This window comes from Thalassotalea castellviae (genome assembly GCF_031846185.1).
Taxonomy (GTDB): Bacteria; Pseudomonadota; Gammaproteobacteria; order Enterobacterales; family Alteromonadaceae; genus Thalassotalea_H; species Thalassotalea_H castellviae.
Genome location: NZ_JAVRIF010000007.1, coordinates 152,009 through 176,238 on the forward strand (window position 1 = coordinate 152,009; position 24,230 = coordinate 176,238).

General features: G+C 38.0%; 24 protein-coding genes. 16 read left to right on the forward strand and 8 right to left on the reverse strand.

Annotated elements, in window-relative coordinates:
* The first annotated feature begins 61 nt into the window (after window positions 1-61).
* Complete coding sequence (gene glnS, locus RM573_RS13130) at window positions 62-1,732, forward strand: glutamine--tRNA ligase (protein WP_311582824.1); 1,671 nt, start codon at window positions 62-64, stop codon at window positions 1,730-1,732.
* Between the two features lie 205 nt (window positions 1,733-1,937).
* Window positions 1,938-2,507 carry a hypothetical protein gene (locus RM573_RS13135; RefSeq protein WP_311582827.1) on the forward strand — a complete coding sequence of 190 codons (570 nt, stop codon included), beginning with the start codon at window positions 1,938-1,940 and terminating at the stop codon, window positions 2,505-2,507.
* A 103-nt stretch (window positions 2,508-2,610) separates the two neighbouring features.
* Here the strand turns inward: RM573_RS13135 and RM573_RS13140 are convergent, their stop codons facing one another.
* Window positions 2,611-2,847 (reverse strand): LysR family transcriptional regulator, encoded by a 237-nt coding sequence (locus RM573_RS13140; protein ID WP_311582829.1) that lies wholly within the window; start codon window positions 2,845-2,847, stop codon window positions 2,611-2,613.
* Window positions 2,848-3,014: 167 nt separating this feature from the next.
* Between RM573_RS13140 and RM573_RS13145 the strand changes: the two genes are divergently transcribed.
* The 3 genes from RM573_RS13145 (at window position 3,015) to RM573_RS13155 (ending at window position 5,704) form a co-directional block, all read left to right on the forward strand.
* Window positions 3,015-3,887 carry a DMT family transporter gene (locus tag RM573_RS13145; RefSeq protein ID WP_311582831.1) on the forward strand — a complete coding sequence of 291 codons (873 nt, stop codon included), beginning with the start codon at window positions 3,015-3,017 and terminating at the stop codon, window positions 3,885-3,887.
* A 102-nt stretch (window positions 3,888-3,989) separates the two neighbouring features.
* On the forward strand, window positions 3,990-4,658 hold the full coding sequence (locus RM573_RS13150; RefSeq protein ID WP_311582834.1) for a peroxiredoxin-like family protein: 669 nt from the start codon (window positions 3,990-3,992) through the stop codon (window positions 4,656-4,658).
* A 323-nt stretch (window positions 4,659-4,981) separates the two neighbouring features.
* Complete coding sequence (locus tag RM573_RS13155; RefSeq protein WP_311582836.1) at window positions 4,982-5,704, forward strand: class I SAM-dependent methyltransferase; 723 nt, start codon at window positions 4,982-4,984, stop codon at window positions 5,702-5,704.
* 122 nt (window positions 5,705-5,826) lie between these two features.
* Here the strand turns inward: RM573_RS13155 and trpA are convergent, their stop codons facing one another.
* From trpA to aroF, 7 genes are read right to left on the reverse strand one after another with little or no spacing between them, the layout of a single operon-like run.
* Complete coding sequence (gene trpA, locus RM573_RS13160; protein ID WP_311582838.1) at window positions 5,827-6,693, reverse strand: tryptophan synthase subunit alpha; 867 nt, start codon at window positions 6,691-6,693, stop codon at window positions 5,827-5,829.
* Window positions 6,693-7,934 carry a tryptophan synthase subunit beta gene (gene trpB, locus RM573_RS13165; RefSeq protein WP_311582841.1) on the reverse strand — a complete coding sequence of 414 codons (1,242 nt, stop codon included), beginning with the start codon at window positions 7,932-7,934 and terminating at the stop codon, window positions 6,693-6,695. Before trpB ends, trpA begins: the two co-directional genes overlap by 1 nt.
* 1 nt (window position 7,935) lies before the next feature.
* Window positions 7,936-9,324 carry a bifunctional indole-3-glycerol-phosphate synthase TrpC/phosphoribosylanthranilate isomerase TrpF gene (trpCF, locus tag RM573_RS13170; protein WP_311582845.1) on the reverse strand — a complete coding sequence of 463 codons (1,389 nt, stop codon included), beginning with the start codon at window positions 9,322-9,324 and terminating at the stop codon, window positions 7,936-7,938.
* Entirely contained in the window at window positions 9,324-10,367 is a 1,044-nt protein-coding gene (gene trpD, locus RM573_RS13175; protein ID WP_311582849.1) for an anthranilate phosphoribosyltransferase, read from the reverse strand. The genes trpCF and trpD overlap by 1 nt, the downstream gene beginning before the upstream one ends.
* Complete coding sequence (locus RM573_RS13180; protein ID WP_311582852.1) at window positions 10,360-11,058, reverse strand: aminodeoxychorismate/anthranilate synthase component II; 699 nt, start codon at window positions 11,056-11,058, stop codon at window positions 10,360-10,362. The genes trpD and RM573_RS13180 overlap by 8 nt, the downstream gene beginning before the upstream one ends.
* Window positions 11,058-12,695, reverse strand: coding sequence for an anthranilate synthase component 1 (locus RM573_RS13185; RefSeq protein WP_311582855.1), 1,638 nt, complete (start codon window positions 12,693-12,695; stop codon window positions 11,058-11,060). Before RM573_RS13185 ends, RM573_RS13180 begins: the two co-directional genes overlap by 1 nt.
* Window positions 12,692-13,708 (reverse strand): 3-deoxy-7-phosphoheptulonate synthase, encoded by a 1,017-nt coding sequence (gene aroF, locus RM573_RS13190; RefSeq protein WP_311582858.1) that lies wholly within the window; start codon window positions 13,706-13,708, stop codon window positions 12,692-12,694. The genes RM573_RS13185 and aroF overlap by 4 nt, the downstream gene beginning before the upstream one ends.
* A 347-nt stretch (window positions 13,709-14,055) precedes the next feature.
* Here aroF and rnm point away from each other — a divergent pair, with 347 nt between their 5' ends.
* From rnm to RM573_RS13245, 11 genes are all read left to right on the forward strand, one after another.
* A complete protein-coding gene (gene rnm / locus RM573_RS13195) occupies window positions 14,056-14,925 on the forward strand; it encodes an RNase RNM (RefSeq protein ID WP_311582862.1) in 870 nt (289 codons plus the stop codon).
* Window positions 14,926-14,937: 12 nt separating this feature from the next.
* A complete protein-coding gene (locus RM573_RS13200; RefSeq protein WP_311582864.1) occupies window positions 14,938-15,558 on the forward strand; it encodes an L-threonylcarbamoyladenylate synthase in 621 nt (206 codons plus the stop codon).
* Between the two features lie 93 nt (window positions 15,559-15,651).
* Window positions 15,652-16,467, forward strand: a complete 816-nt coding sequence (locus tag RM573_RS13205; protein WP_311582972.1) for a segregation and condensation protein A — start codon at window positions 15,652-15,654, stop codon at window positions 16,465-16,467.
* Window positions 16,454-17,029: an SMC-Scp complex subunit ScpB gene (gene scpB, locus RM573_RS13210; protein ID WP_311582867.1), complete on the forward strand. Its 576-nt coding sequence runs from the start codon at window positions 16,454-16,456 to the stop codon at window positions 17,027-17,029. Before RM573_RS13205 ends, scpB begins: the two co-directional genes overlap by 14 nt.
* 87 nt (window positions 17,030-17,116) lie before the next feature.
* A complete protein-coding gene (gene rluB / locus RM573_RS13215) occupies window positions 17,117-17,980 on the forward strand; it encodes a 23S rRNA pseudouridine(2605) synthase RluB (protein WP_311582870.1) in 864 nt (287 codons plus the stop codon).
* 50 nt (window positions 17,981-18,030) lie between these two features.
* Complete coding sequence (gene rnd / locus RM573_RS13220) at window positions 18,031-19,176, forward strand: ribonuclease D (RefSeq protein ID WP_311582873.1); 1,146 nt, start codon at window positions 18,031-18,033, stop codon at window positions 19,174-19,176.
* A 59-nt stretch (window positions 19,177-19,235) separates the two neighbouring features.
* A complete protein-coding gene (locus RM573_RS13225) occupies window positions 19,236-19,523 on the forward strand; it encodes a YcgL domain-containing protein (protein ID WP_311582876.1) in 288 nt (95 codons plus the stop codon).
* A gap of 20 nt (window positions 19,524-19,543) precedes the next feature.
* Window positions 19,544-20,593, forward strand: coding sequence for a lytic murein transglycosylase (locus tag RM573_RS13230; RefSeq protein ID WP_311582880.1), 1,050 nt, complete (start codon window positions 19,544-19,546; stop codon window positions 20,591-20,593).
* Between the two features lie 20 nt (window positions 20,594-20,613).
* Entirely contained in the window at window positions 20,614-21,117 is a 504-nt protein-coding gene (locus RM573_RS13235; RefSeq protein WP_311582883.1) for a YcgN family cysteine cluster protein, read from the forward strand.
* 96 nt (window positions 21,118-21,213) lie between these two features.
* On the forward strand, window positions 21,214-22,398 hold the full coding sequence (locus RM573_RS13240; RefSeq protein ID WP_311582886.1) for an extracellular solute-binding protein: 1,185 nt from the start codon (window positions 21,214-21,216) through the stop codon (window positions 22,396-22,398).
* Window positions 22,399-22,690: 292 nt separating this feature from the next.
* Entirely contained in the window at window positions 22,691-24,226 is a 1,536-nt protein-coding gene (locus tag RM573_RS13245; RefSeq protein ID WP_311582891.1) for a Re/Si-specific NAD(P)(+) transhydrogenase subunit alpha, read from the forward strand.
* The last annotated feature ends 4 nt before the right edge of the window (window positions 24,227-24,230 follow it).

Sequence of the window (24,230 nt, forward strand, 5' to 3'; positions counted from 1 at the left end):
CCAAGAAAAACACTTGATATAATGCCGGCCATTAATATTCTATTTTATCGAGGTTCTGTGGATGTCGGAAGTTGAAAACCGTCCAACTAATTTTATACGCCAAATCATTGATGCTGATCTGGCAAGTGGTAAACACACCAGTGTGCAGACGCGTTTTCCGCCTGAGCCTAATGGATTTCTTCATATCGGTCATGCGAAGGCTATTTGCTTAAACTTCGGTATTGCTGAAGATTATAACGGCTTATGTAATTTACGTTTTGATGATACTAACCCTGAAAAAGAAGACATCAATTACGTAAAATCGATCCAAGAAGATGTGAAGTGGCTAGGTTTTCAATGGGCAGGTGATATTCATTATTCATCAGATTATTTTGATCGCTTACATGCCTTTGCCATTGAACTCATTGAAAAAGGTTTAGCCTATGTGTGCTTTCTTAATGGTGAAGAAGCAAAAGAGTACCGTGGCACATTAAAAGCGCCGGGAAAAAATAGCCCATACCGTGATACTTCCGTTGAAGAAAATTTAGCCTTGTTTGAAAAAATGAAAAATGGCGAGTTTAAAGAAGGGGAATGTTCACTACGAGCAAAAATTGATATGTCATCAAGCTTTATGTGTATGCGTGACCCTATAATATACCGCGTGAGATTCGCTCATCATCATCAAACGGGTGATAAATGGTGTATTTATCCTATGTACGATTTTACCCATTGTTTATCAGATGCCATTGAAGGGATCACCCATTCACTTTGTACACTTGAATTCCAAGACAATCGTCGTTTATATGATTGGGTACTTGAGAATGTGTCGATTGATGTAACACCTCATCAGTACGAATCTTCACGTTTAAACCTTGAATATACAGTGATGAGTAAACGTAAGCTCAATACTTTGGTTGATGAAAACTTAGTCAGCGGCTGGGACGATCCGCGTATGCCTACGATTGCAGCATTTCGTCGCCGAGGTTATACGCCAACGTCAATCCGTGAGTTTTGTAAACGTATTGGTGTAACTAAAATGGATAACACCATCGAAATGGGGGTTCTAGAAGCCTGTATTCGTGAAGATTTAAATGATAACGCACCACGTGCCATGGCGGTACTTGATCCGATTAAACTCGTGATTGAAAACTACCCAGAAGGGCAAGTGGAAGAGCTAACGGTGAAGAATCATCCAAGTGATGAAAGCCAAGGCACGCGCATCGTACCATTTGCTCGTGAACTTTATATTGAAGCGGAAGATTTTCGTGAAGAAGCAAATAAAAAGTACAAACGTTTAGTACTTGATAAAGCAGTACGTTTACGTGGTGCTTACGTGATCACAGCTGTTCGATGCGATAAAGATGCCGAAGGTAAAGTTACCACAGTTTATTGTACCTACAATGAAGATACATTAGGTAAAAATCCTGAAGATGGTACTAAGCCAAAAGGCGTAATTCATTGGGTGGCGGCAGAGCAAAGTGTCGATGCTGAAATACGTTTATACGACCGTTTATTTACCGTAGCAAACCCCGCAGCAGAAAGTGATTTTCAATCGGTAATTAACCCTGACTCATTAATTACTATTGAACACGCGAAAGTTGAGCCGTCATTAAAAAATGCAAAAGCTGAGCAAGCATTCCAATTTGAACGCCAAGGATATTTTTGTTTAGATAACAAGGATGCGACAGCAGATAAACTCGTGTTTAATCGTACTGTTGGTTTACGTGATACGTGGGCGAAAATCTCAAGTTAGCATGGCTTAATTACATACGAAGTTTACCAGGTTGTAAGCTAGGGTAAACCAAGTATTGAATCGAAAACGTTTAAATCTGCTGAATTAGCTAAGAAAGTTTTAAACAAATCGGTTTTGAAGGTGTAAGCTAACATTGATTAGTTTACACCTTTTTTATGACTATCATTATTAATTAGTTAAAAATTAAAATCTTAAGGAGAAGGATATGAAATACATCATGGTAGGCGTTGGCTTATTGATACTCTCAATTCAAAGTTTCGCAGAGCAATCGTTGTCGAAACCATTATTAGAGCAATATGTTTCAACGATTGAAAAATTTCAAGTACTTGAAGACAAATACCCTGCAATGGAGTCTGAGTTTGAAAATGTGTTGCAAATGACGCCCAGTGCAGCAATTGATAAAATTAAAGGGATGCAAGCTTACAGCGACATTGAAAAGATAGTGAAAGCAGCAGGATATGATAATTTTGAACAATTCTATCAGCAATCTTATCGTATCATGTCGAGTATGTTTGCGGTGCAAATGCAACAGATGCCTGACAGCGTTGAGTCGATGGGTGCAATGTTAAACAGTACCATTGAGCGGATGAAAAAAAGCGGTATGCCGAGTGAAATGATCAGCAAAATGGAAAAAGAGATGGCTGAGCAAAAAGCGAATATCGACAGTATGGCCACATTAGCAAAAAGTGCGAGTGATGAAGATATTGCATTTATGAAAGAAAACATGATGTGGCTAATGAGCATTATGCCAACTGGCATAGCGAATAACCAATAACGTTTCGGTGAAGACTTCTTATAAGTGGGAATTTTTAGCCTGCTACGCAGTTTGAACTTCCAGCAGCTTACTATTATAAATATCTATCTTTTAATATGAGCTGCTATTGCGAATTTTTAGATTCGTTAACTATCCAATCTCGAAATCGACTGATTGCTTGATCGTCTCTATACGTTTCTGGACAAACAAAGTAATAAGATTCTTCTTTCAGTGCCATATAATCATTTGCAACAATGAGTTTACCTTCTTGCAAAAGGGGATCAGCAAGCGGTCTATACATAGGAATTATTCCAAGACCATCCACAGCCGCTTGAGTCGCAACCGCTACATTTAAAAACATTCGATATGCCCTTATTTGATATTTTTAGCAGGGTAAACGTTTCAAAATACTCAGTTAAAAACGAAGGCATTTAAACAAACTGTGTAGTATCAGTTTGTTTAAATGTGTAGCTGTTTTTAGCCAAGCAAACTTTTTAAACTCATTGAAAATTTTCATAAAGTTTAATTATGCTGAAAAAACTGATCCCTTTTCTTTTTGTCTTGCTGTGGAGCACGGGTTTTATTGGTGCTAAATACGGATTACCTTATGCTGCTACCGGTGATTTTTTATCCATAAGAACAATGGCTAATATTGCGGTGTTTGTTTTGTTAATTGTGATTTTAAAGCAACCAAAACTGACTGTTAAGCAAATTAGTCATGCTATGGTCACAGGTTTACTAATCCATGGGGCTTATTTAGGTGGCGTGTTTGGTGCAATTGAATACGGTATTCCAGCAGGATTAACGGCTATTATTGTCGGGTTACAACCGTTATTTACGGCGATGTTAGCGGTGTTTATTTTTAAAGAAAAAGTTAATCACTGGCAATGGTTGGCATTAATTTTAGGGATGAGCGGTTTAATTTTAGTAGTTTCTGCGAGTTTAGCAATTACACATGTCTCGAAAAATGCTTTGTTACTGGCTTTTATTGCTTTACTGGGTATTACCTTTGGAACCTTATACCAAAAGCGATTTTGTCAAAATCAGCCATTATTACCTTCGGTTTGTTGGCAGTATATTGCTAGTTTGTTGATTTTTCTGCCTATTGTTTTTGTAAACGACACCCAACCTATCACATGGAATATTGAGTTTATCCTCTGTCTGGCTTGGCTAGTTTTAGCGCTTTCGGTTACCGCTATTTTGTTATTCATGTATATGGTTGAACGAGGAGATTCATCCAAGGTAACCGCTTATTTTTATTTAGTGCCACCTGCTACTGCGCTAGAAGCTTGGTTTTTGTTTGATGAGCAATTGGGGCTTTCAAGTATATTAGGTATGGTGTTATGTGCTATCAGTGTTTATGTCGTAAATAAACCAACGAGAAATATTGTAGCCCCTTAAGCAAGAAAAATTTAATTTTTTTGAATGAAAATTTTGCTTGTTCGGGTCTATTGATATTCACATTAATTATCCTTTTTTCGTTATTAAAAAAAGCAGGGACCTATGAACAAAACCATTATTTCTAGTGCATTACTTTTATTATCACTTTTTCAAATTACTGCATTACAAGCAAAAACAAATGCAATGGAGCAAACCGTTAAAAGCCAAGTTGCGGAAACCGCAGATCAAGTTTCACCTTTATTAAATGGTCAAATGATCCCTGATATCGCAGTGACAACTGTAGAAGGAAATAATGTTCAGTTAGCAGATTATTTAAATGGTCAAAAAACAATATTATTTTTTTACCGTGGTGGCTGGTGTCCATTTTGTAATACTCAAATGGGCCAATTACAAGCCGTTGAAGGACAGTTAAAAAAATTAGGCTTTAAACTGGTTGGTATTTCTACTGATGCGCCTGACGATTTAAAGAAAAGCATTGATAAACGTAAGTTGTCTTATGATTTGTTATCTGATTATCAATCGAAAGTGAGCTCTGCATTTGGTTTATCATTTTTCACTTCTGAACAAACTACCAAACGCTATTTAGCAAAAATGAATTTAAAAAATCCACTTCAAAAAAATCAGGCAGGGGATGAAAGATTAGTTTTGCCTGTGCCAGCAATTTACGTTATTGATAGTAAAGGCTTAGTACAATTTAATTATGTCAATCCTAATTATAAAGTACGATTACATTCTGATTTACTTTTAAAAGCTGCCGAGTTAGTTAAATAAGAATCATGGATAAGCGTAGGTCACAATGATGTTCACCAAGATAATCCGCGTTAAAATATTTTGAGTTATTTATCATTAACCTTACGCTTTCTGAAAAGAAAAACAGAAATATTCGCTAACAGTGCCTATAGTTGACAACATTTTAAAGCATCATGCCGTGAAAAATTTGCAACTCGGTAAATAATTCATTTATTCTTGGTAAATACATTGTTATTAACTTTATATCTTGCTGTTAATAATTTTTGTTTTGCCATATAAATAATATTGCGAAATTGAAAGTTGCATGAACTAAAGAATCTCTGTTTCTAAGGAAAACACACGGAATGAAAACATTTAAATATCATCACGAAGATCCTGTCCCGTTAAGTAAAGCAGATCTATTTAAACTATTTAATGATAATCGTGTTTATAAATTCATCATTGAATTATTAGTCTCGCTTGGCAAAACTGATTTGCCTCAATGCAAAGTATTAGAGCCAGGCTGCGGCAATGGGAGCAAGTTGCGATTTTTTAGTGAATTTAGAGTTCCACCTGAAAACTGTTACGGATTAGAAATTAGTGAAAAGGCGATAGAAATCTGTCAGAAGTGGTCACCTGCAGCAATGAATTTTGATGTAGGCTCAGTAATGGATATGCATTACGAAGATAATTTTTTCGATCTCATTATATGCTCTGGCTTATTTGATTGCTTTAATGAAGATAAAGATATAGGCAAAGTCAGTAAAGAGTTATCTCGGGTATTAAAAAATGATGGTATTGTATTTATTCTCGATATTAATGAAAATTTTAATAATTACTACCGTAATAACCCTGCGGTAATGGCTAAAAACCTACGGCCCTTTAATAGCCAAACAGGTGAATTAGAAGCGTTACTCGAAAATGAGTTTACGGTTGTTAGTCGAGTCCCTTCTTTTGTCGTCGAGAATTATTTTAACTCTGATGGGGAATACGCATCCGTTTACGATCTTCCCAGTATTGATGCAAAAATTGATAAAGAAGAAATCAAATGTGCTTACACATTATGGACATTTTTTAAAAAACTATAATTGATGTAACGCTGAGGATAAATGCTTAAGTTTATTATCACCAATTTGTGATTACCTAGGTAAAGTAAATGATTAAAAAAACCTGTTATTTAATAACAGGTTTTTTTATTACACGTGAATATTTATCTGAGTGTTGCTGCTTTCATTTGACTCACAAATTGATTTAATGCTGTTAGCATTGCATCATGATCGGCTAAATTATTTTCGATAATTTTAACAACGGCAGAGCCACTGATGGCACCCGAAGCTCCTGCATTTAGCGCATCTTTGACTTGTTGTGGTTGTGATATTCCAAAACCAATGACCGCAGGCGCGGCTTGATAGCTTTTTAGTGTAGCAATTAACTCATTTGCTAATGTGCTGGTTGATTTCTTAGATTGTTTGCTCTCTACAACATCAACTCCTGTAACGCCTGCACGGCTCAACACGTAAGTGTAACCGTGGCTGAATGATGAAACTTTTTTCAATGTTTCATCACTCGCATTGGGGGGAGCAATAAATATTGGTGCCACATTTGCTGCTAATGCTGCTTGTCTAAATTTTTCACTTTCACGAATAGGTAAATCAGCGATCAATACTGAATCAACGCCAGCATCGGCCATATCTTGATAAAATTTATCGATGCCTCTGGCAAACACTAAGTTGCCGTAAAGTAATAAACCGATAGGTATGTGCGGTGCATATTCTCTCACTTGTTTTAAAATATCAATACAAACGTCAGTGTTTGTGCCAGTTGCTAATGCACGTTTTCCCGCTTCTTGTATGGTGATGCCATCAGCACTTGGGTCTGAAAATGGGATCCCTAATTCTAACGCATCTGCACCAGCATCAATTAACGTTTTGATGATCGCTAAAGACTGCTCTGGATTAGGATCGCCAATCGCGACAAAAGGAATAAATGCCCCTTCATTTTTTTCAGCAAGCGTAGCAAAACAATCGAGATAACGTTGTCCTGGCTTATTTGTAATATCAACTGTTGATTGAGTCATTATTTATTCTCCTTTTCAGCAGTCGCTTCTTCGGGGTGTAAAACGGTGTGAACGTGAGCTAAATCCTTATCGCCTCGTCCGGAAAGGTTGACTAAAATCACTGTTTCTTCCGTCGCGGCTTCTGCCATTTTTAATGCTTGAGCCAGCGCGTGTGATGATTCCAATGCCGGAATAATCCCTTCGGTACTTGCTAATGTTTGAAAAGCGGCAAGGGCTTCATCATCATTAATAGGCACATATTGTGCACGGCCTGTTTCTTTTAAATGAGCATGTTGAGGTCCTACCGCAGGATAATCAAGGCCAGCAGACACTGAGTATGATTCTTCAATTTGACCATATTGATCTTGCATAATATAAGTGTAATTTCCGTGCAGCATACCTTTAGTGCCCGCAGCAAGGGTTGCACCGTGTTTGTCGGTGTCTATACCTTTACCACCAGCTTCTACACCAATTAATTTGACTGATTCTTCATGGATAAAATCATTGAACATGCCAATAGCATTTGAACCACCACCAACACAAGCAATCACATAATCAGGTAATTTACCTTCTTGTTTTAAAATTTGTTGTTTGGCTTCTTCACCGATCATTTTTTGAAAATCACGCACAATGGTCGGGAAAGGGTGAGGGCCTGCCGCAGTGCCTAGCAAGTAATGAGCATTATCATAGTTTGCTGACCAATCACGTAATGCTTCGTTTACTGCATCTTTTAATGTACCTGAGCCTGCCGTTACTGGAATAACAGTTGCTCCCATTAATTTCATACGAAAGACATTAGGCTGTTGACGCTGGCAATCTACTGCGCCCATATAAACCCGACATTTCAAGCCAAGAAGTGAACAGGCAATAGCGGTAGCGACACCATGTTGACCAGCGCCAGTTTCTGCAATGATTTCTTTCTTACCCATACGTTTAGCGAGTAATGCTTGGCCTAACACTTGGTTCGTTTTATGCGCTCCACCATGTAATAAATCTTCACGTTTTAAATAAATTTTAGCTAACGGGTTTTTAGATAAATTTCTTGTGAGCGTTAAGGGGGTTGGTCGACCAGCATAGTTCGTTAATAAATCATTAAACTCGTCGAGAAAGCTTTGATCTTGTTGTGATTCAATATAGGCTTGCTCAAGTTGTTCAAGGGCAGGGACTAATAATTCGCCAACAAACATACCGCCAAATTCACCAAAATAAGCGGGTAACGTTTGTTTTTCTGCTGACATATTTTCTACTGTTTTATTTGTCATCTTAGTAATTCCGTATTTGCGTGAATACTTGTTGTAGTTTTTCACGACATTTTATGCCCGGACTTTGCTCAACACCTGAGTTTAAGTCCAAACCAAATAATTCTTGTGTGGTTAACTGTTCTATAGCGTTTTCAATGTTATCGCTATTTAAGCCGCCAGCTAAAAAGCAGCATGATAAGTCTTGCTCACTATTGGCTAACGCTTGCCAGTTAAATACTTGGCCGCTACCAGCATTTTTACCATCTAAAACAAATTGTTGTGCATTAACGGTAAGCGCTGGCACTTGTTGCTCAACAGCGATTGCTTTCCATATTTGACAATTTTTAGGCAATTGTTGTTTTAATTTGTCGATATATACTTGATCTTCATCGCCATGCAGTTGCACGGCAAAAAGGTTTAATTGCTGTGCAAGTTCAGCGATTTCTTGACGTTTATGATTTACAAATACCCCAACATAATTCAGTGAATTAGCATGATTAACCATGGCTAATGCTTGCTCAGAAGTGACACATCGTGGTGACTTTTCCGCGAAAATTAATCCACCGTATTGAGCACCAGCGTCTATAACCATTTGCGCTTGTTCGGGGGTTGTTAAACCACAGACTTTGTTGTTGCCATAAATTAATGTGCGACAAGCAAGGTCAATATCATCTTGCGCCATCACTGAACTTCCCACTAAAAAACCATCAACAGCCGGAGCTAACTCTCGTACTTGATCGTTGGTGTAAATACCGGATTCAGAGATGATAATTCTGTCATCAGGTAATGTAGGTGCAAAATCAAAAGTACGAGCAATATCAGTGGAAAGATCACGTAGATCGCGATTATTAATACCAATTAATTTAGCGCCTAATTTTACTGCGCGATCACGTTCTTCTTCATTCGATATTTCAGTCAATATTGCCAAATTATATTGTTTAGCAACGGCTTCTAGTGCTTGATATTCATCATCAGACAAGACACTTAGCATCAGTAAAATAGCATCAGCGCCATAATAACGGGCAAGATACACTTGATAAACATCAACAAAAAAGTCTTTATTTAATACAGGACAACTCACGGTATCCGTGACGATTTTTAAGTATTCAAATTTACCTTGAAAATATTTTTCATCGGTTAATACTGATATCGCTGCTGCATATTTATCGTATATTTGACAGATAGATTTGGGATCAAAATCCGCTCTAATTAACCCTTTCGATGGAGATGCTTTTTTACATTCTAAAATAAAGCCAGCATGATTGTTGCCTTGTTTACGATCAAGGGCCGCATACATGTCTTTTTTTGTTGGTGTTAGCTCATCAATAAAAGTATTAAGTGGCTTTTCTTGTTTTAAGCGTTCAATTTCAATGCGTTTATCAGCAACAATTTTTTCTAATACGTTTGCCATTATTGATTGTTTCCTGATTGTTCTTTTTGATTTACTTCATTATTGGAGATCGCAACCATCGCTTCTAATGTCCCTAAACCTTGACCTGATGCTAATACTTCGCTGGCAAGCTGCGCTGCTGATTTTAAATCTGCAGCTTTATTGTGTAAATAGAGCAACGCGGCACAGTTTATAATCACGGCGCTATTGTGCGCAGGTTGTCCGTTTCCAGATAAGATCGCCTTAATGATATCGGCATTCTCTTGTGGAGTGCCACCTTTAATATCTTCTAAGGTATAACGAGATAAACCAAAATCTTCAGGGGTGATAGTACGTTCAGTAAGCTGGCCATTGATTATTTCAGTGACTTGCGTTTCGCCGTGTAAAGCTATTTCGTCTAAGCCACTGCCATGGACAACCCAACCACGCTTAACGCCAGTTAAGATCAAACTTTTTGCCATGGTTGGTATGAGCTCAGGTGTATACACGCCAAGTAGCATAATTTCTGGTTTTGCTGGATTCACCAATGGGCCAAGTATATTAAATAATGTCCGAATGCCCATCGCTTTACGAACGGGGCCGGCATATTTGAAACCAGGGTGATAAGCTGGAGCGTATAAAAAACATAAATTGGTTTCTTGTAAACACTTGCTAGCCGTTGTTGGTGGCATCATTAGGTTGACACCAAATGCTTCCAGTAAATCAGCTGAGCCGGACATACTTGAAACGCTTCTGTTACCATGTTTGGCCATGGTTAAACCACACGCGGCGGCAAGTATTGCTGCGGTCGTTGAAATATTAATAGTATTAGCGCCGTCGCCACCAGTACCCACACAATCAGCAACACCATTTTCTTGCAAGGGAAAGTCGGTTGCATAATCTCTTACCGCTACCGCAGCGCCGGCAATTTCTTCTGGTGTTTCGCCTTTTATTTTTAAGGCGGTTAATACTGAAGCAAGCATTTCAGGGGCAATATTTCCTTGCATTACTTCACTAAAAAACGTTTGAGCTTGCGTTTGGCTTAACGATTGGCCATCAACTAATTGTTGCAATACATTACTCATAAGTACTCCCTGTGTTTTGCTGGATATTTTCTTGCAATTGACTGCTTTGTACATCATTTGACGTTAAACACTCAATGGCTTGTGCTAATAAATTACTGCCATAGGTGGTTAAAATTGACTCAGGATGAAACTGAAAACCTATCACGCGATCTGTTTTATGTTCAATCGCCATAGGTAAAACGACGCCATCGGTTGTGGTAAATTCTGCACTCATCGTTAGTACGTCGGGCATAGTCGTTGCTACCAAAGAATGATAGCGCGCAACCGGCAAGGGCTGCTGTATATTATGAAACGCGTTTTTACCATCATGTTGTACATTTGACGCTTTACCATGAATTATTTCAGGAGCACGGCCCACTTCGCCACCGTAATGTTCAATCAATGCTTGATGACCTAAACAAATGCCCAATATTGGGTATTTACCAGCCGTTTTTTCAATTAACGCCATTAAACAACCGGCATTACTTGGCTCACCGGGACCTGGTGATAGCACCAATAACACAGGCGTAGTACATGCTTGTATTTGTTCGAAAATATAGTCAGCACTAATGGTATTTCGATAAATAGTTGGCTCGAACCCTAGACATTGAAATTCATCAACGAGGTTATAGGTAAAAGAGTCCAAATTATCCAACATAAAAATTTTTACTTGTTCGGCATCGTTATGCGATGGATTAGAGGATAGCGACATTACTTAGCCTCCTGTTTATTGTTGGTATGTTTATTGGAGCTTAGGTTTTTCATCCTAGCCGCTTTTTTAATCGCATTGATCACCGCTTGTGCTTTTTGACGTGTTTCGTCCGCTTCTGCTTGTGGGTTAGAGTCAAATACAACGCCAGCCCCTGCTTGCACATGCGCCATTTGGTTTTTAACGAATGCGCTACGAATTACAATACAGGTGTCCATATCACCTTCGCCTGTTAAATATCCAACTGCTCCGCCATAACTGCCTCGCCGTTTTCCTTCAAACTGTCGAATTAATTCCGTGGCTCTTACTTTTGGTGCACCAGATAACGTGCCCATATTCATACAGGCTTGATAAGCATGTAGGGCGTCTAAGTCATCACTTAACGTGCCACAAACTCTTGAGACTAAATGCATAACGTGAGAATAACGATCAACTTTAAGTAAATCGGCAACATGTCGGGTGCCTGCTTTACTCACGCGAGCGACGTCATTTCGTGCTAAGTCTACGAGCATTATATGTTCTGACAGTTCTTTTTTATCTTGGCGTAATTCCAATTCTATTCTGCAATCTAGATCTAATGAAAAGTCACCATTGGCTTTATAACCACGCGGTCGAGTACCTGCGATAGGATAAATTTCTACTTGTCTATTGTGTTGCTGATATTTAATTGCAGATTCAGGAGAAGCACCAAACATGCAAAAGTCTTCATCTTGAAAATAAAACATGTACGGGCTTGGATTACTTTCTCGCAATGCTAAATAAGCATTAAAGGTATCTTCACAAGGCAAACTGAAAGTGCGTGATGGTACCACTTGAAAAATATCACCCGCTTTTATATGTTCTTTTAAAGTAATAACAGTTTTGCAAAATTCTTCATCGCTGATGTCGCAGGTCACTTCTGAGGGGGCAACTGAGTCTATATATTCTGTTTGTGGTGGAGCGATATCACTTTCTACCAACGCCTTAATTGCGGATAATCGTCTGGCAATTTCAAAATGACATTTTTGTTGTTGTGGTCCTGAAAATACATTGGCAATCACTTCACTTGAACGTTTTTCATGATCAATAACAACTAAGGTTTCAGCTAAATAATAAACAAAGTCAGGGCAAGTGTTATCACCGTCTTTAACGGCGGGTAATTGCTCGCTCATGGTGATCATGTCGAAGGCAAACGCTCCGCCAAGAAAAACCGCAAAAGGGTGATGTGTTTCATTTTTTAGTTGTTGAAATATACGTAAACTATGAAACGGATTTGTGGCCAATAATCGAGATTTTTCATCAAGGTTTTGTGATGTTTCAGCAAAACTAGCATGTAAATTATTACCCTGAATTGTGACGGTTGCATGTTTCTCTAATTGTTGCTTTGTAAAGCTGATCGCGGCTTCACCATTAACACTTAGCGGTGTAAAACTGACTTGGTTTCCATGACAAACAATTTTCACTGCCGCATCAACTAACAGTAAACTTTTTAATTGATGTTTTTTATCAATCTCAGCCGACTCTAATAAAAGGTTATTACTTTTATTACCACACAGTTTTTTAAACAACGTTAATGGGTCTGATTGATAACTTGCTTTGCTTGATAAGGTATTTACCGAACCAATTTCAGTATGGGCTGTAGGGTCAAATATTGCCTTCATAATGTTTTACCTGCCGCTGAAACAAAAGGTTTAATATCTGCCATTAAAGTCGCAAAGTCGTCTGCGGTCAGTGCTTGATGACCGTCTGATAAAGCTTCTTTAGGGTTTAAGTGCGCTTCCACAATAATACCATCAGCACCAACCGCAACAGCAGCACGAGAAAGTGGATTAATTAATGATTTAACCCCTGTACCATGTGAAGGGTCGACAAACACAGGTAAATGAGATTTCTCTTTTAAATAAGCTACCGCGTTTAAATCTAAGGTATTGCGAGTGGCGGTTTCGAAGGTACGAATACCACGTTCACATAAAATGACATTCGGATTACCAGCATTGATAATATATTCGGCCGCAAGTAATAATTCTTCAAGTGTTGCACTCATGCCGCGTTTTAATAAAACGGCTTTGTCCGATTGTTCACCAACGGCTTCGAGTAAACGAAAGTTTTGCATGTTACGCGCACCAATTTGATAACAATCAACGTATTCATGCATTAATTTAGCATCATTAGGATCGATAATTTCAGAGACTACCGGAAGATCATATTTTTCTTTCGCCGCTTTAAGTAATTTTAAACCTTCAAGCCCTAAACCTTGAAAACTGTATGGGCTAGTTCTTGGTTTAAAAGCACCACCACGTAATAAAGGTACACCTTGTTGTTTTATCATCTCGCTGACGCCAAATAATTGCGCTTGGCTTTCAACTGAGCAAGGGCCAGCAATGACAGTGAAATTGCCACCACCAACTTTTACGCCACCAATAGAGACGATAGAGTCGTGAGCTTGAAGTTCTCTGCTGACCAATTTGTAGGGGCTAAGTACTGGTTTAATTTCATCTACCATAGGGTAGCTATCAAGGTGAAGTTGACGTAACACGCGTTCGTCGCCTAATGCACCTAGTACGGTGCGCTCAATACCTGGCATATAAAGAGGCTTTAAACCAAGGCTGGATATTTTATCTAAAATTTCATTGGCATCTTGTTCAGACGCTTGGGGTTTTAATATGATGATCATGATTATTTCCTAAATCTGTTAAATTATTAAGTTCGGTCAACCAGCGTAAATAGGCTGAAGCCACCATATAAACCAACTTTTTACTCGTGTTGTTAACATTGTTAACCCTTATATTTTGAATGTGTTATAAATTTTAAAAGTATTAAAAAGAAAAACCCGCTTAAGTGACTAAGCGGGTTTTCAGAAAATTTTTGCGATTTCTTTTATGAAAAGCAAACCATCACAACCCACTTAAGTAGAGTTATGCCACCACCAAATTAATGAATTAGTTTGTTTTACTGGTATCATTCGTTTATTAACCTGAGTAAAATGAGTTTGCGAAAAAATCCTCTATAGAAGAACTTATTATGCCTTTGATGTCAACCGAAAATTTTTCCGATTTTAAAAATCGCCGTGTTGATCTACACAGTCATACAAAATGCTCCGACGGAGGCCTCACGCCTGAAGAGTTGATAGAACGGGCGGTTAACTTTCAAATTGATGTACTTGCAATTACAGATCACGATACTACCGCGGCACTTGATATTGCTAAAGCGTATATTGTAGAAAAAAATCATCCAATAAAACTCATCGAAGGGATTGAAATCTCAACGGCTTGGCAAGGATTTGAAATTCATATTGTTGGTTTAAATATTGATAAATCTTCGCCGGCGTTAAAACAATTAATTGCAGAACAACAAACTGCCAGAGAAAACCGCGCGTTATCAATGGGAGACAAGCTTGCTAAATGTGGTTTTGACAACGTGTATGAAAAAGCAAAGGCGATAGCCGGTGAGGGCTCAATTACTCGTGCTCATTTCGCCAAAGTATTATTACAACAAGGCAGTGTGCCAAAAATGCAGGCGGCGTTTGATAAATATATTGGCAAAGGTAAACGTGCCTATGTAAAACCGACCTGGTGCTCGATTGAACAGGCGGTGGATGTCATACATCATGCAGGTGGCCGAGCCGTTATGGCTCATCCTATTCGTTATGATTTATCGACAAAGTGGTTGCGTCGACTCGTCGTACAATTTAAAGAAGCTAGTGGTGATGGTTTAGAGATTGTTTTACCACAAATGAATAACGATCAACGCCGTTTAATGCTAAGCTTTTGTTTAGAATATGAATTACATGCTTCGATGGGCTCTGATTTTCATTATCCGAGTAAATGGTCAGATTTAGGTCGAAATTTAGTGATGCCAGAAGGTGTTTCGCCTATTTGGCAGTTATTTTAAAAGGAATCACTTATGAGTCAGTTTTTCTATGTTCACCCTGATAATCCTCAAGGCCGTTTGATGAAACAAGCCGCTGAGATAATTCGCCAAGGCGGAGTGATTGTTTATCCTACCGATTCTGGTTATGCATTAGGTTGTCATATTGGCGATAAAAAAGCGCTTGATAGAATTTGTCGCATTCGTGATATTGATAAAAATCATAACTTTACTCTTGTTTGTAAAGATTTATCTGAACTCTCAGAATATACTCGCGTAGATAATAGTGCCTTTCGAGCACTAAAAAACAATACTCCAGGGCCTTACACTTTTATTTTCAAAGCCAGTAAAGAAGTGCCAAAAAGATTATTAAATCCAAAAAAACGCACTATCGGTATTCGAGTACCAGACAATGCCATTGTTCATGGTTTATTGGCGGCGCTAGAAGAACCTATTATGTCAACAACCTTAATTATGCCGGGTAAAAGTATGGCGGAATATGATCCTGAAAATATCCGTGATATGTTAGAACATCAAGTTGATTTGATCATCAATGGTGGTCATTTAGGCGAGCATCCTACTACGGTGATCGATTATTCCGAAGGGGATGCACAAGTTATTCGCATAGGAGAGGGCGATCCTGCACCTTTTGAATAATTCATTTTACTTAACGTTTCAATATTTATGCAAAATAGCGCTAAAAATGACCAGATAAATAATCTCACCACAGATAATTTACAAACGGGTGAAATGCAGCAGCAAGTACTGCCGTTTGCTTTCATTCGAGGTGAAGCCGTGGTAGAAAAGCCGCAAGATTTATTTATCCCACCAGATGCTTTAGAAATTATATTAGAGTCATTTGAAGGGCCGCTCGATTTACTTTTATACCTTATAAAAAAGCAAAAGTTTGATATTTTGGACTTGCCAATAGCTCCCATTACCACGCAATACATGAGCTATGTGGAGTTGATGAAAGATGTCAAACTGGAATTAGCCGCTGAGTACTTAGTCATGGCGGCAATTTTAGCGGAAATTAAATCACGCTTATTATTACCTAAGCTGCAAGTGGAGGAAGAAGAAGCAGATCCTCGTGCTGAGTTAGTACGTCGCTTACAAGAGTATGAAGTGATCAAGCTTGCGGCACAAAATATCGATGAACTCCCCCGTTTAGAGCGTGATTTCGCTATTGCAAATGCGAGTTTTTCAAATACTTTTACTTATAAAACACAAGCGGCAGAGGTTGATTTAGCCGATTTAGTCACGGCACTCCAAGGCGTATTAAAAAGAACACAAGCTTTTGAACATCATCATATCGCAAAAGAAACCTTGTCAACTCGTCAGCGAATGAGTGAGATATTAGCTCGCTTGTCAGACACTAAAACAACACATTTTATTGAATTTGAATCATTGTTCGAGGTTAGTGAAGGTCGACATGGCGTTGTTGTCACGTTTTTAGCCGTGTTAGAGTTATTAAAAGAACAACTGATAGAATGTCAGCAAGTACAAAATCTAGGGCAGATCCATGTTCGATTAAAAGGGGCTGAGAGCAGTTATGATCAGCACTAAACATCTTGAACAACTTATTGAAGCGGCGATATTTTCTTCGGTGAAACCATTATCTGTAAAAGATATTAAAGAAAAATTACTTGCTCATTATGAGGTTTCAACCCCAGTCATTAAACAAGCAATAACAAATATTGAAAAGCACTATCAGTCTCGTGGTGTCTATTTGGTTGAAGTTGCATCAGGTTTCCAATTTCAAATTAAGGCGGAACATAACGAAGATATTGCGCGACTCACTGAGGAGAAACCGCAAAAATATTCACGAGCTTTATTAGAAACCTTAGCACTCATTGCTTATAAACAACCTATTACACGAAGTGAAATTGAAGATGTTCGCGGCGTAGCTGTCAGTAGTCAAATTATTAAAACACTAATTGAACGCGAATGGATAAAAGTATTAGGGCATAAAGAAGTTCCCGGCAGGCCTTCTATGTATGGAACAACTAAAGCGTTCTTAGATTATTTTTCTTTAAAGTCGTTAGAACAATTACCAGAATTAATACCAATAGAAGAATCTTCTATCGTTAATGGTACGATGCAAGATATAATGGCGAGTAATGAATGATTACTCAATCAATAGAGACAGAAACTAAGCAATAAAATTGGCCAATGCTGGCCGTTGTGATGTTACTGACGGAAGAGAGTTAGACCTATGTCTGAAAAGTTACAAAAAGTATTAGCCCGTGCGGGTAAAGGTTCACGTCGAGAAATGGAAACTTTCATCAGTGCGGGACGCGTTACCGTGAATGGCAAGGTTGCTTATTTAGGTGATCGTGTTGAGGGTAATGAACAAATAAAAATAGATGGCCATTCGGTGAGTCTACAAAGTAAAGAAGATGAGTTGTGTCGGGTATTAATGTACAACAAACCGGAAGGTGAAATGTGTACCCGTAAAGATCCTGAAGGGCGTCCAACGGTTTTTGATCGTTTGCCTAAACTTGAATCTGGTCGCTGGATAGCCGTAGGACGATTAGATATAAATACTTCGGGTATGTTACTTTTTACAACTGATGGTGAATTAGCGAATCGTTTAATGCATCCATCACAAAAAGTTGAACGGGAATATGCTGTTCGAGTGTTTGGAGAAGTGACAGAAGCCATGTTACAAACGTTAAGAGCTGGCGTTAAATTAGAAGATGGCCCAGCGCGTTTTCAAAAAATCACTTATCGTGGCGGAGAAGGGCGTAATCATTGGTTTCATGTGGTATTGTCTGAAGGGCGAAATCGCGAAGTTCGTCGTTTATGGGAAAGCCAAGACGTACAAGTAAGCCGTTTGATCCGTGTCCGTTATGGCGATATGGAATTGAAACGTCAACTGCCATCGGGTGGTTGGACAGAGTTAAATCTGCAGGATGTGAATTACTATCGCAAATTAGTGAAACTTCCTCTTGAAACGCAAAGTAAAGTCAAAGTGGATGAAAAAGCGATGGACAACGCGAAAAGCCGACGCATTCGCCGTTCCGTGAAAAAGCATCAACATCGTAACCAGCAAGCAACTAGAAGACGTAGAAGTTAACTCGCATATTCGCTGTTTGATTTGTCGTTCATCAATAAAAGGAAACTTTTTTGCAAAATCAATATATTGAAGATGATGAGAGTTTAGTTTCATTATGTCATCAATTATCTCAAGCTAATGTATTAACGATTGATACTGAATTTGTTAGAACTCGTACTCTTTATCCTCGATTAGGTTTATTACAAGTATGCGATGGTAAAGTCGTTGCCTTAATTGACCCGATAGCTATTAATGATTTATCGCCATTTTGGGCGTTAATGACCGATGCAAATATTGAAAAAGTGTTACATGCATGCTCTGAAGATCTCGAAGTGTTTTTAACGCAAGCTAATTGTCGCCCTAATAATTTGATAGATAGTCAAATTATGATGTCATTTTTGGGACATGGTTTATCGATTGGCTACGCAGCGATGGTAAAACATTATTTAGACATAGAACTCGATAAATCAGATTCACGAACCGATTGGACGAAACGTCCGCTCACGGCAAGTCAAATTGAATATGCCGGCGCTGATGTTGAGTATTTATATCAAGTTTACCCTTTATTAAAGAAAGAGTTAATGCAAACGCCTTGGCTAGAAGCGGCGCAGCAAGAAACTCAGTTAATGATAGAGCGTAAGTTTACTCCGATTGATGATAGCCAATTATACTTAAACGTAAAAATGAGCTGGCGGCTAAATGCTAAGCAACTTAATACGTTGAAATTTTTAAGCCAGTGGCGTTATCAACAGGCAAAGAAAAGAGATTTGCCTATTAGTTTTGTCGCCAAAGATCATACCATTATTGGTGTTGCGCAAACCTTACCTAAAAATGTCGGCGTCATGGCCAATATTGAAGGGGTTGATGTGTTAGATGTTCGTCATAAAGGCAAAGCGATGTTAGCCGTACTGAAGCAAGCTGAACAAGTTGATGAAACACACTATCCTGAAAAAATTAAACGGCTAGATGAATACCCTGGTTATAAACAGACTTTTAAAAAAATTAAATCGTTTATTGCTAGTATTGCGAAACAGCATCAACAGCAAGTTGAAGTGTTTGCTTCTAAAAAACAAATTAATCAATTTTTATCTTGGCATTATCAATTGAATACTGACACAACTCCAGCCGATAAAATTGATGTGCTTAGGGATTGGCGCTTGAACATTTTTGGTGAAAAATTATTGGCCGAAGCAAAATCCAACTTTTCACAACTATAATTTATTACAGTAACACTTTTCAGTTACGATTTTTCAGTTACAAAAGATAGGCCTGTATTATGCTATGCGTTATTTATAAAAGCCCTAAAAAGGCACAAACATATTTATTTATTAAACAAAGAGACAAATTTGAGGATGTGCCTGAAGCATTGATGGCGATGTTTGGTACCCCTACTTTGGTGACGATTATCAATTTAGATAATAAAGATAAACTGGCGTTAGCTGATATCAATAAAGTGAGAGAAAATCTTAATAATCAAGGGTTTTATCTACAGTTACCTCCACCGCAAGAAGATCTTTTGAAAGAACACAAAGAGCAAATGAAGCTTAAATCTCAACAAGTATAAAGGACATTATTAGGTATTTTATGAATTTAGTTAAAGTCAGCACTTTTGTTAGTTGTTTCATCTTTTTGATAAGTTATTCAAGCCAAGGCTTAGCTTTTGCAAGTAAAGAGCTTAGCCAAGCAGGTTTTGAGCAATATGTTGTTGAGTTGAAAAAAGAAGCACAAGAAAAGGGCTACAGCGAAGATTTTATTGAGCAAAGCTTTTCACATGTTAAGTTTCATCAACGTGCGGTTGCTGCCGATCGAAATCAGCCAGAAAAGGTGGAAACATTAGACACGTATTTACCGAAAAGAGTCCCTCAATGGAAAGTCGACAAAGCCCGCAGCCAATATAAAGAACACCTTGGTATTTTAGAAAAAGTATCCGAACAATATAATGTTCAACCACGTTTTATTGTTGCTTTGTGGGGGCTTGAAACGAATTTCGGCAAAATAATGGGGAATTATAACGTGATTTCTGCGTTAACTACCCTAAGCTATGAAGGTCGCCGAGAAGCCTTTTTTAAAAAGCAATTGTGGGCAGCTTTAACAATATTGCAAGAAGGGCATATCACGATCGAAGCAATGAAAGGCTCTTGGGCGGGTGCTATGGGACAAAACCAATTTATGCCGACGTCATTTTTAGCTTATGCGGTTGATGGTGATGGGGATGGTAAAAAAGACATTTGGGGTAATCTTCATGATGTTTTTGCTTCTATGGCAAATTATCTCAAAAAAGAAGGGTGGAATGACGCTTTAACATGGGGAAGACAAGTTAAATTACCCGCAAATTTCGATGTTAATTTGGCAATACCTAAAAATACCGGAAGTCGAAAAAACTGGTTAAAAGCCTGGAGTAACCGTGAAAAATCACTTAGTGAATGGCAAGCGTTAGGTGTTAGACGAGCAGATGGCACGAATTTACCTTTAGTAAATGTAAAAGCAGCGTTGGTTTTTCCTGATGATGAAAAAGGCCGCGTATATTTAGCCTATGATAACTATAAAAGCTTAATGCATTGGAATTTATCGTATTACTTTGTTAGTTCAGTGGGACATCTTTCTGATCGTATTAAATTTCCTCCTATTCATTAATCACGTTAGTAATTAAAACTATGACTGAAAAATTTTGGCAAACTAAATCATTATCAGAGATGACTCGCAGTGAATGGGAGTCATTATGTGATGGTTGTGCTAAGTGCTGTTTGCATAAATTCATTGATGACGAAGACACAACCGAAGAAACAGAATTAATGCCAACTACGCATATTAATGAAGGCGAGCAAATGAGTTATTCAAACATTGCTTGCTATTTGTTAAATGATAAAAGTTGCCAATGTACTCAATATGATAAACGGACAAAACTTGTTCCTGACTGTGTTCAATTGACACAAGATAATTTAGACGCCATCTTTTTTATGCCGCCAAGTTGCACTTACCGTCGTTTAAAAGAAGGCAGAGGAATACCATCTTGGCATCCGTTGCTTCATAAGGGGAAAAAGACAGCGATGCATAAAGCAGGCATGTCTGTACGTGGCAAAATAGTAAAAGACAGTGAAGTTGATATAGATTTCTTTGAAGATTATATTGTGAGTTGGCCATTAAACGATATTGATTAGGGTTAAAAACTGATGATTCATATAATTAACGTGAGACCCCTTATTTCATTACTTCTTTTTAGCGTACTTTTTCTAAAAACTTTCCTTGTTTATGCGATGAGTGAGCAGCAGGTTATTAACTTTGCTGTGTTAGCAAATACAAAAATCAAAGAGCAAATATATCGAGATAGGGCACGAGATTTTGAAATCATACATCCTAATATAAAAGTCCGTTTAATTCGTTTACATTCAAAAAATTACCCTGATTTATTAGCCGAATTGCTGGCGATAAGAGATGAAGTCGATGTTATTAATTGGTTTGCTAGTAATCGTTTAAAAACGCTTGTTGATAATGGTTTTGTCGTAGATATTAATGATTATTGGCAGGAAAACTATTTAGATTTTCAGTTTAAACATGCCTCCAAAGAACAAGTATTATTTAATAATAAAGTTTATGGTATTCCATTAACGTCATATATTTGGGGATTCTACTATAAAATATCCTTATTTAAGCGTTTAGGCATTAAACCTCCAAAAACTTGGCCTGAGTTTATTCATTTATTAGATACTCTTGAGCAGAATCAAATTGCGCCAATTGCCCTTGGTACTAAATACCCATGGCAAATTGCAGGTTGGTTTGATTACTTGATGTTGCGTTTACATGGGGCTGACAAATACAAACAATTAGTGAAAGGCGAGCTTGCTTATACGTCTGACGAAGTGGTGTTAGTATTTAATTATTGGAAAAATTTGTTAAATAAAAAATATTTTTTTGCTCAACACCGTTTCTTTGATGGAGATGAGTTAATGCCATTAATTTACCGCGAAGTGGTTGGGATTAATTTAATTGGCAGTTTTTCATTGAGTAGTTTACCGATCAAGAATCAAACCGATATTGGTTTTTTTCCATTTCCAACTATCACTGATAAGAATGAAAATAGTGTATTGGCACCTATGTCTGTTATTGCCTTGACTAACAATGGCGCCAAAAAATCGCATTTAATTCCTTTTTTACAGTTTTTTAATACCAATGAGACACAAGTTTTTATAAATGAACGCCTATCCACTTTTTCTCCAAAACAATCAGCGAGGATTGATGGACGCCCTATTATTAAAAAAACAGCGGAAATTTTTGAAGCGGCACATTATCACAGCCAATACTTTGACTTAGAGTTTGAATTTGAAATGGCAGAATACGCGAAAAAGGCATTTTCCGATTTTATCAACCATCAAGATGTTGATAAAATCTCTACGCTCATAGAGCAAAAAAGAAGAGCTCATTACTCAATAAAGGATAAATAATCCTGCCGCTTTTTAGCTTAGATTGTTAAGTACTTGATAATCTAAGCTTTAAATATCAAACCTGTCAAAGTCATAAAATAGGTGTTAATCAAGCATTGATTATCAGTGAATATCACTCGTTTTTTCCTTAACTTCCTTCAAATAAGCACATTTTTATTCACATTCATATCTTCTATCTTATAACTTAAAGTCTGTTTTTTAAGCAATTTTTGTGTTTGATTATTGTGCTATTAGTGGTAAAACATTGTACTAATAAAAATAAAATACAAAACGCATAATCAAAAGGTGGTTTATGAATATAGGAATCCCTAAGGAATCTCTTCGCGGCGAAAACCGTGTTGCGACTTCTCCCAATGCTGTTAAGGCGCTCATTAAACTTGGATATAGTGTCCATGTACAAAAAGGTGCTGGGGTGAAAGCCAGCTTCACCGACCAAGAATTTATTGATGCCGGTGCCAACATAGTGACTAAGAAAAAGTGTTGGGAAAATAGCATTATTTTTAAAGTAAATGCACCGACTTTAGACGAAGCCGCTCAATTAGTAGATGGCGCCACTTTAGTGAGCTTTATTGCGCCTGCACAAAGCCCTGAATTATTATCTTTATTAAAAGAAAAATCGGTTAATACCCTTGCCATGGAAATGGTACCTCGCATGACTCGATCTCAATCACTCGATGCATTGAGCTCTATGGCAAATATTGCTGGTTATCGTGCGGTTATTGAAGCGACTAATGCTTTTGGGCGTTTTTTAACAGGACAAATCACCGCAGCAGGTAATTTGCCTCCTGCGAAAGTTATGATAATTGGCGCGGGCGTTGCCGGGTTGGCTGCCATTGGCACAGCGGGAAGCTTAGGCGCAATTGTTAGAGCATTTGATACGCGACCAGAAGTTAAAGAACAAATTGAAAGTATGGGCGCAGAATTTTTGGCGTTGGACTACGAAGAAGAAGAGACTGGCTCAGGCGATGGTTATGCTAAGGAAATGAGCAAAGCCTTTATAGATGCGGAAATGGCATTGTTTGCTGAACAAGCTAAAGACGTTGATATTATTATTACCACCGCAATGATCCCCGGTAAACCAGCACCTAAGCTTATTACAGAGGAAATGGTTCAATCCATGAAAACGGGTAGCGTTATTGTTGATTTAGCCGCTGGTGGTGGCGGAAACTGTGAGTTAACGGTCGCTGGAAAAATTACGGATGTAAACGGTGTTAAAATTATTGGTTATACCGATTTAGTCTCTCGATTACCAAACCAAGCTTCACAGCTTTATGCCAATAATTTAGTGAACTTGATGAAGCTTTTAACAAAAGCAAGTGACGGAAATATTGAGATAGATCTTGATGATCAAGTGATCCGAAATATGACGGTTGTTCATCAAGGTGAAATTACCTTTCCACCACCGCCAATTCAAGTAAGTGTTGCACCACAACCAGTAAAAGCGCCTAAAACTCAAAGCATAAAAACTGAAGTAAACGAAGATAAATCTCCGAGTAAAAAACATTGGTGGATGGCTGCAGCAGGGGTGTTATTTGCATGGATCGCCAGCGTTGCACCTGCTGATTTTCTCTCTCACTTTACGGTATTTGTTTTAGCCTGTGTGATTGGTTATCACGTTGTTTGGAATGTTAGTCATTCACTTCATACGCCGTTAATGAGTGTTACTAATGCTATTTCAGGGATTATTATTGTCGGAGCCTTATTGCAAGTAGGCCAAGATAATACTGTTATTCAGGTGTTAGCGGGGATTGCGGTTTTAATTGCCACAATAAATATCGTTGGTGGCTTTGTCGTTACCAAACGTATGTTAAAAATGTTTAGAAAATAAGGAG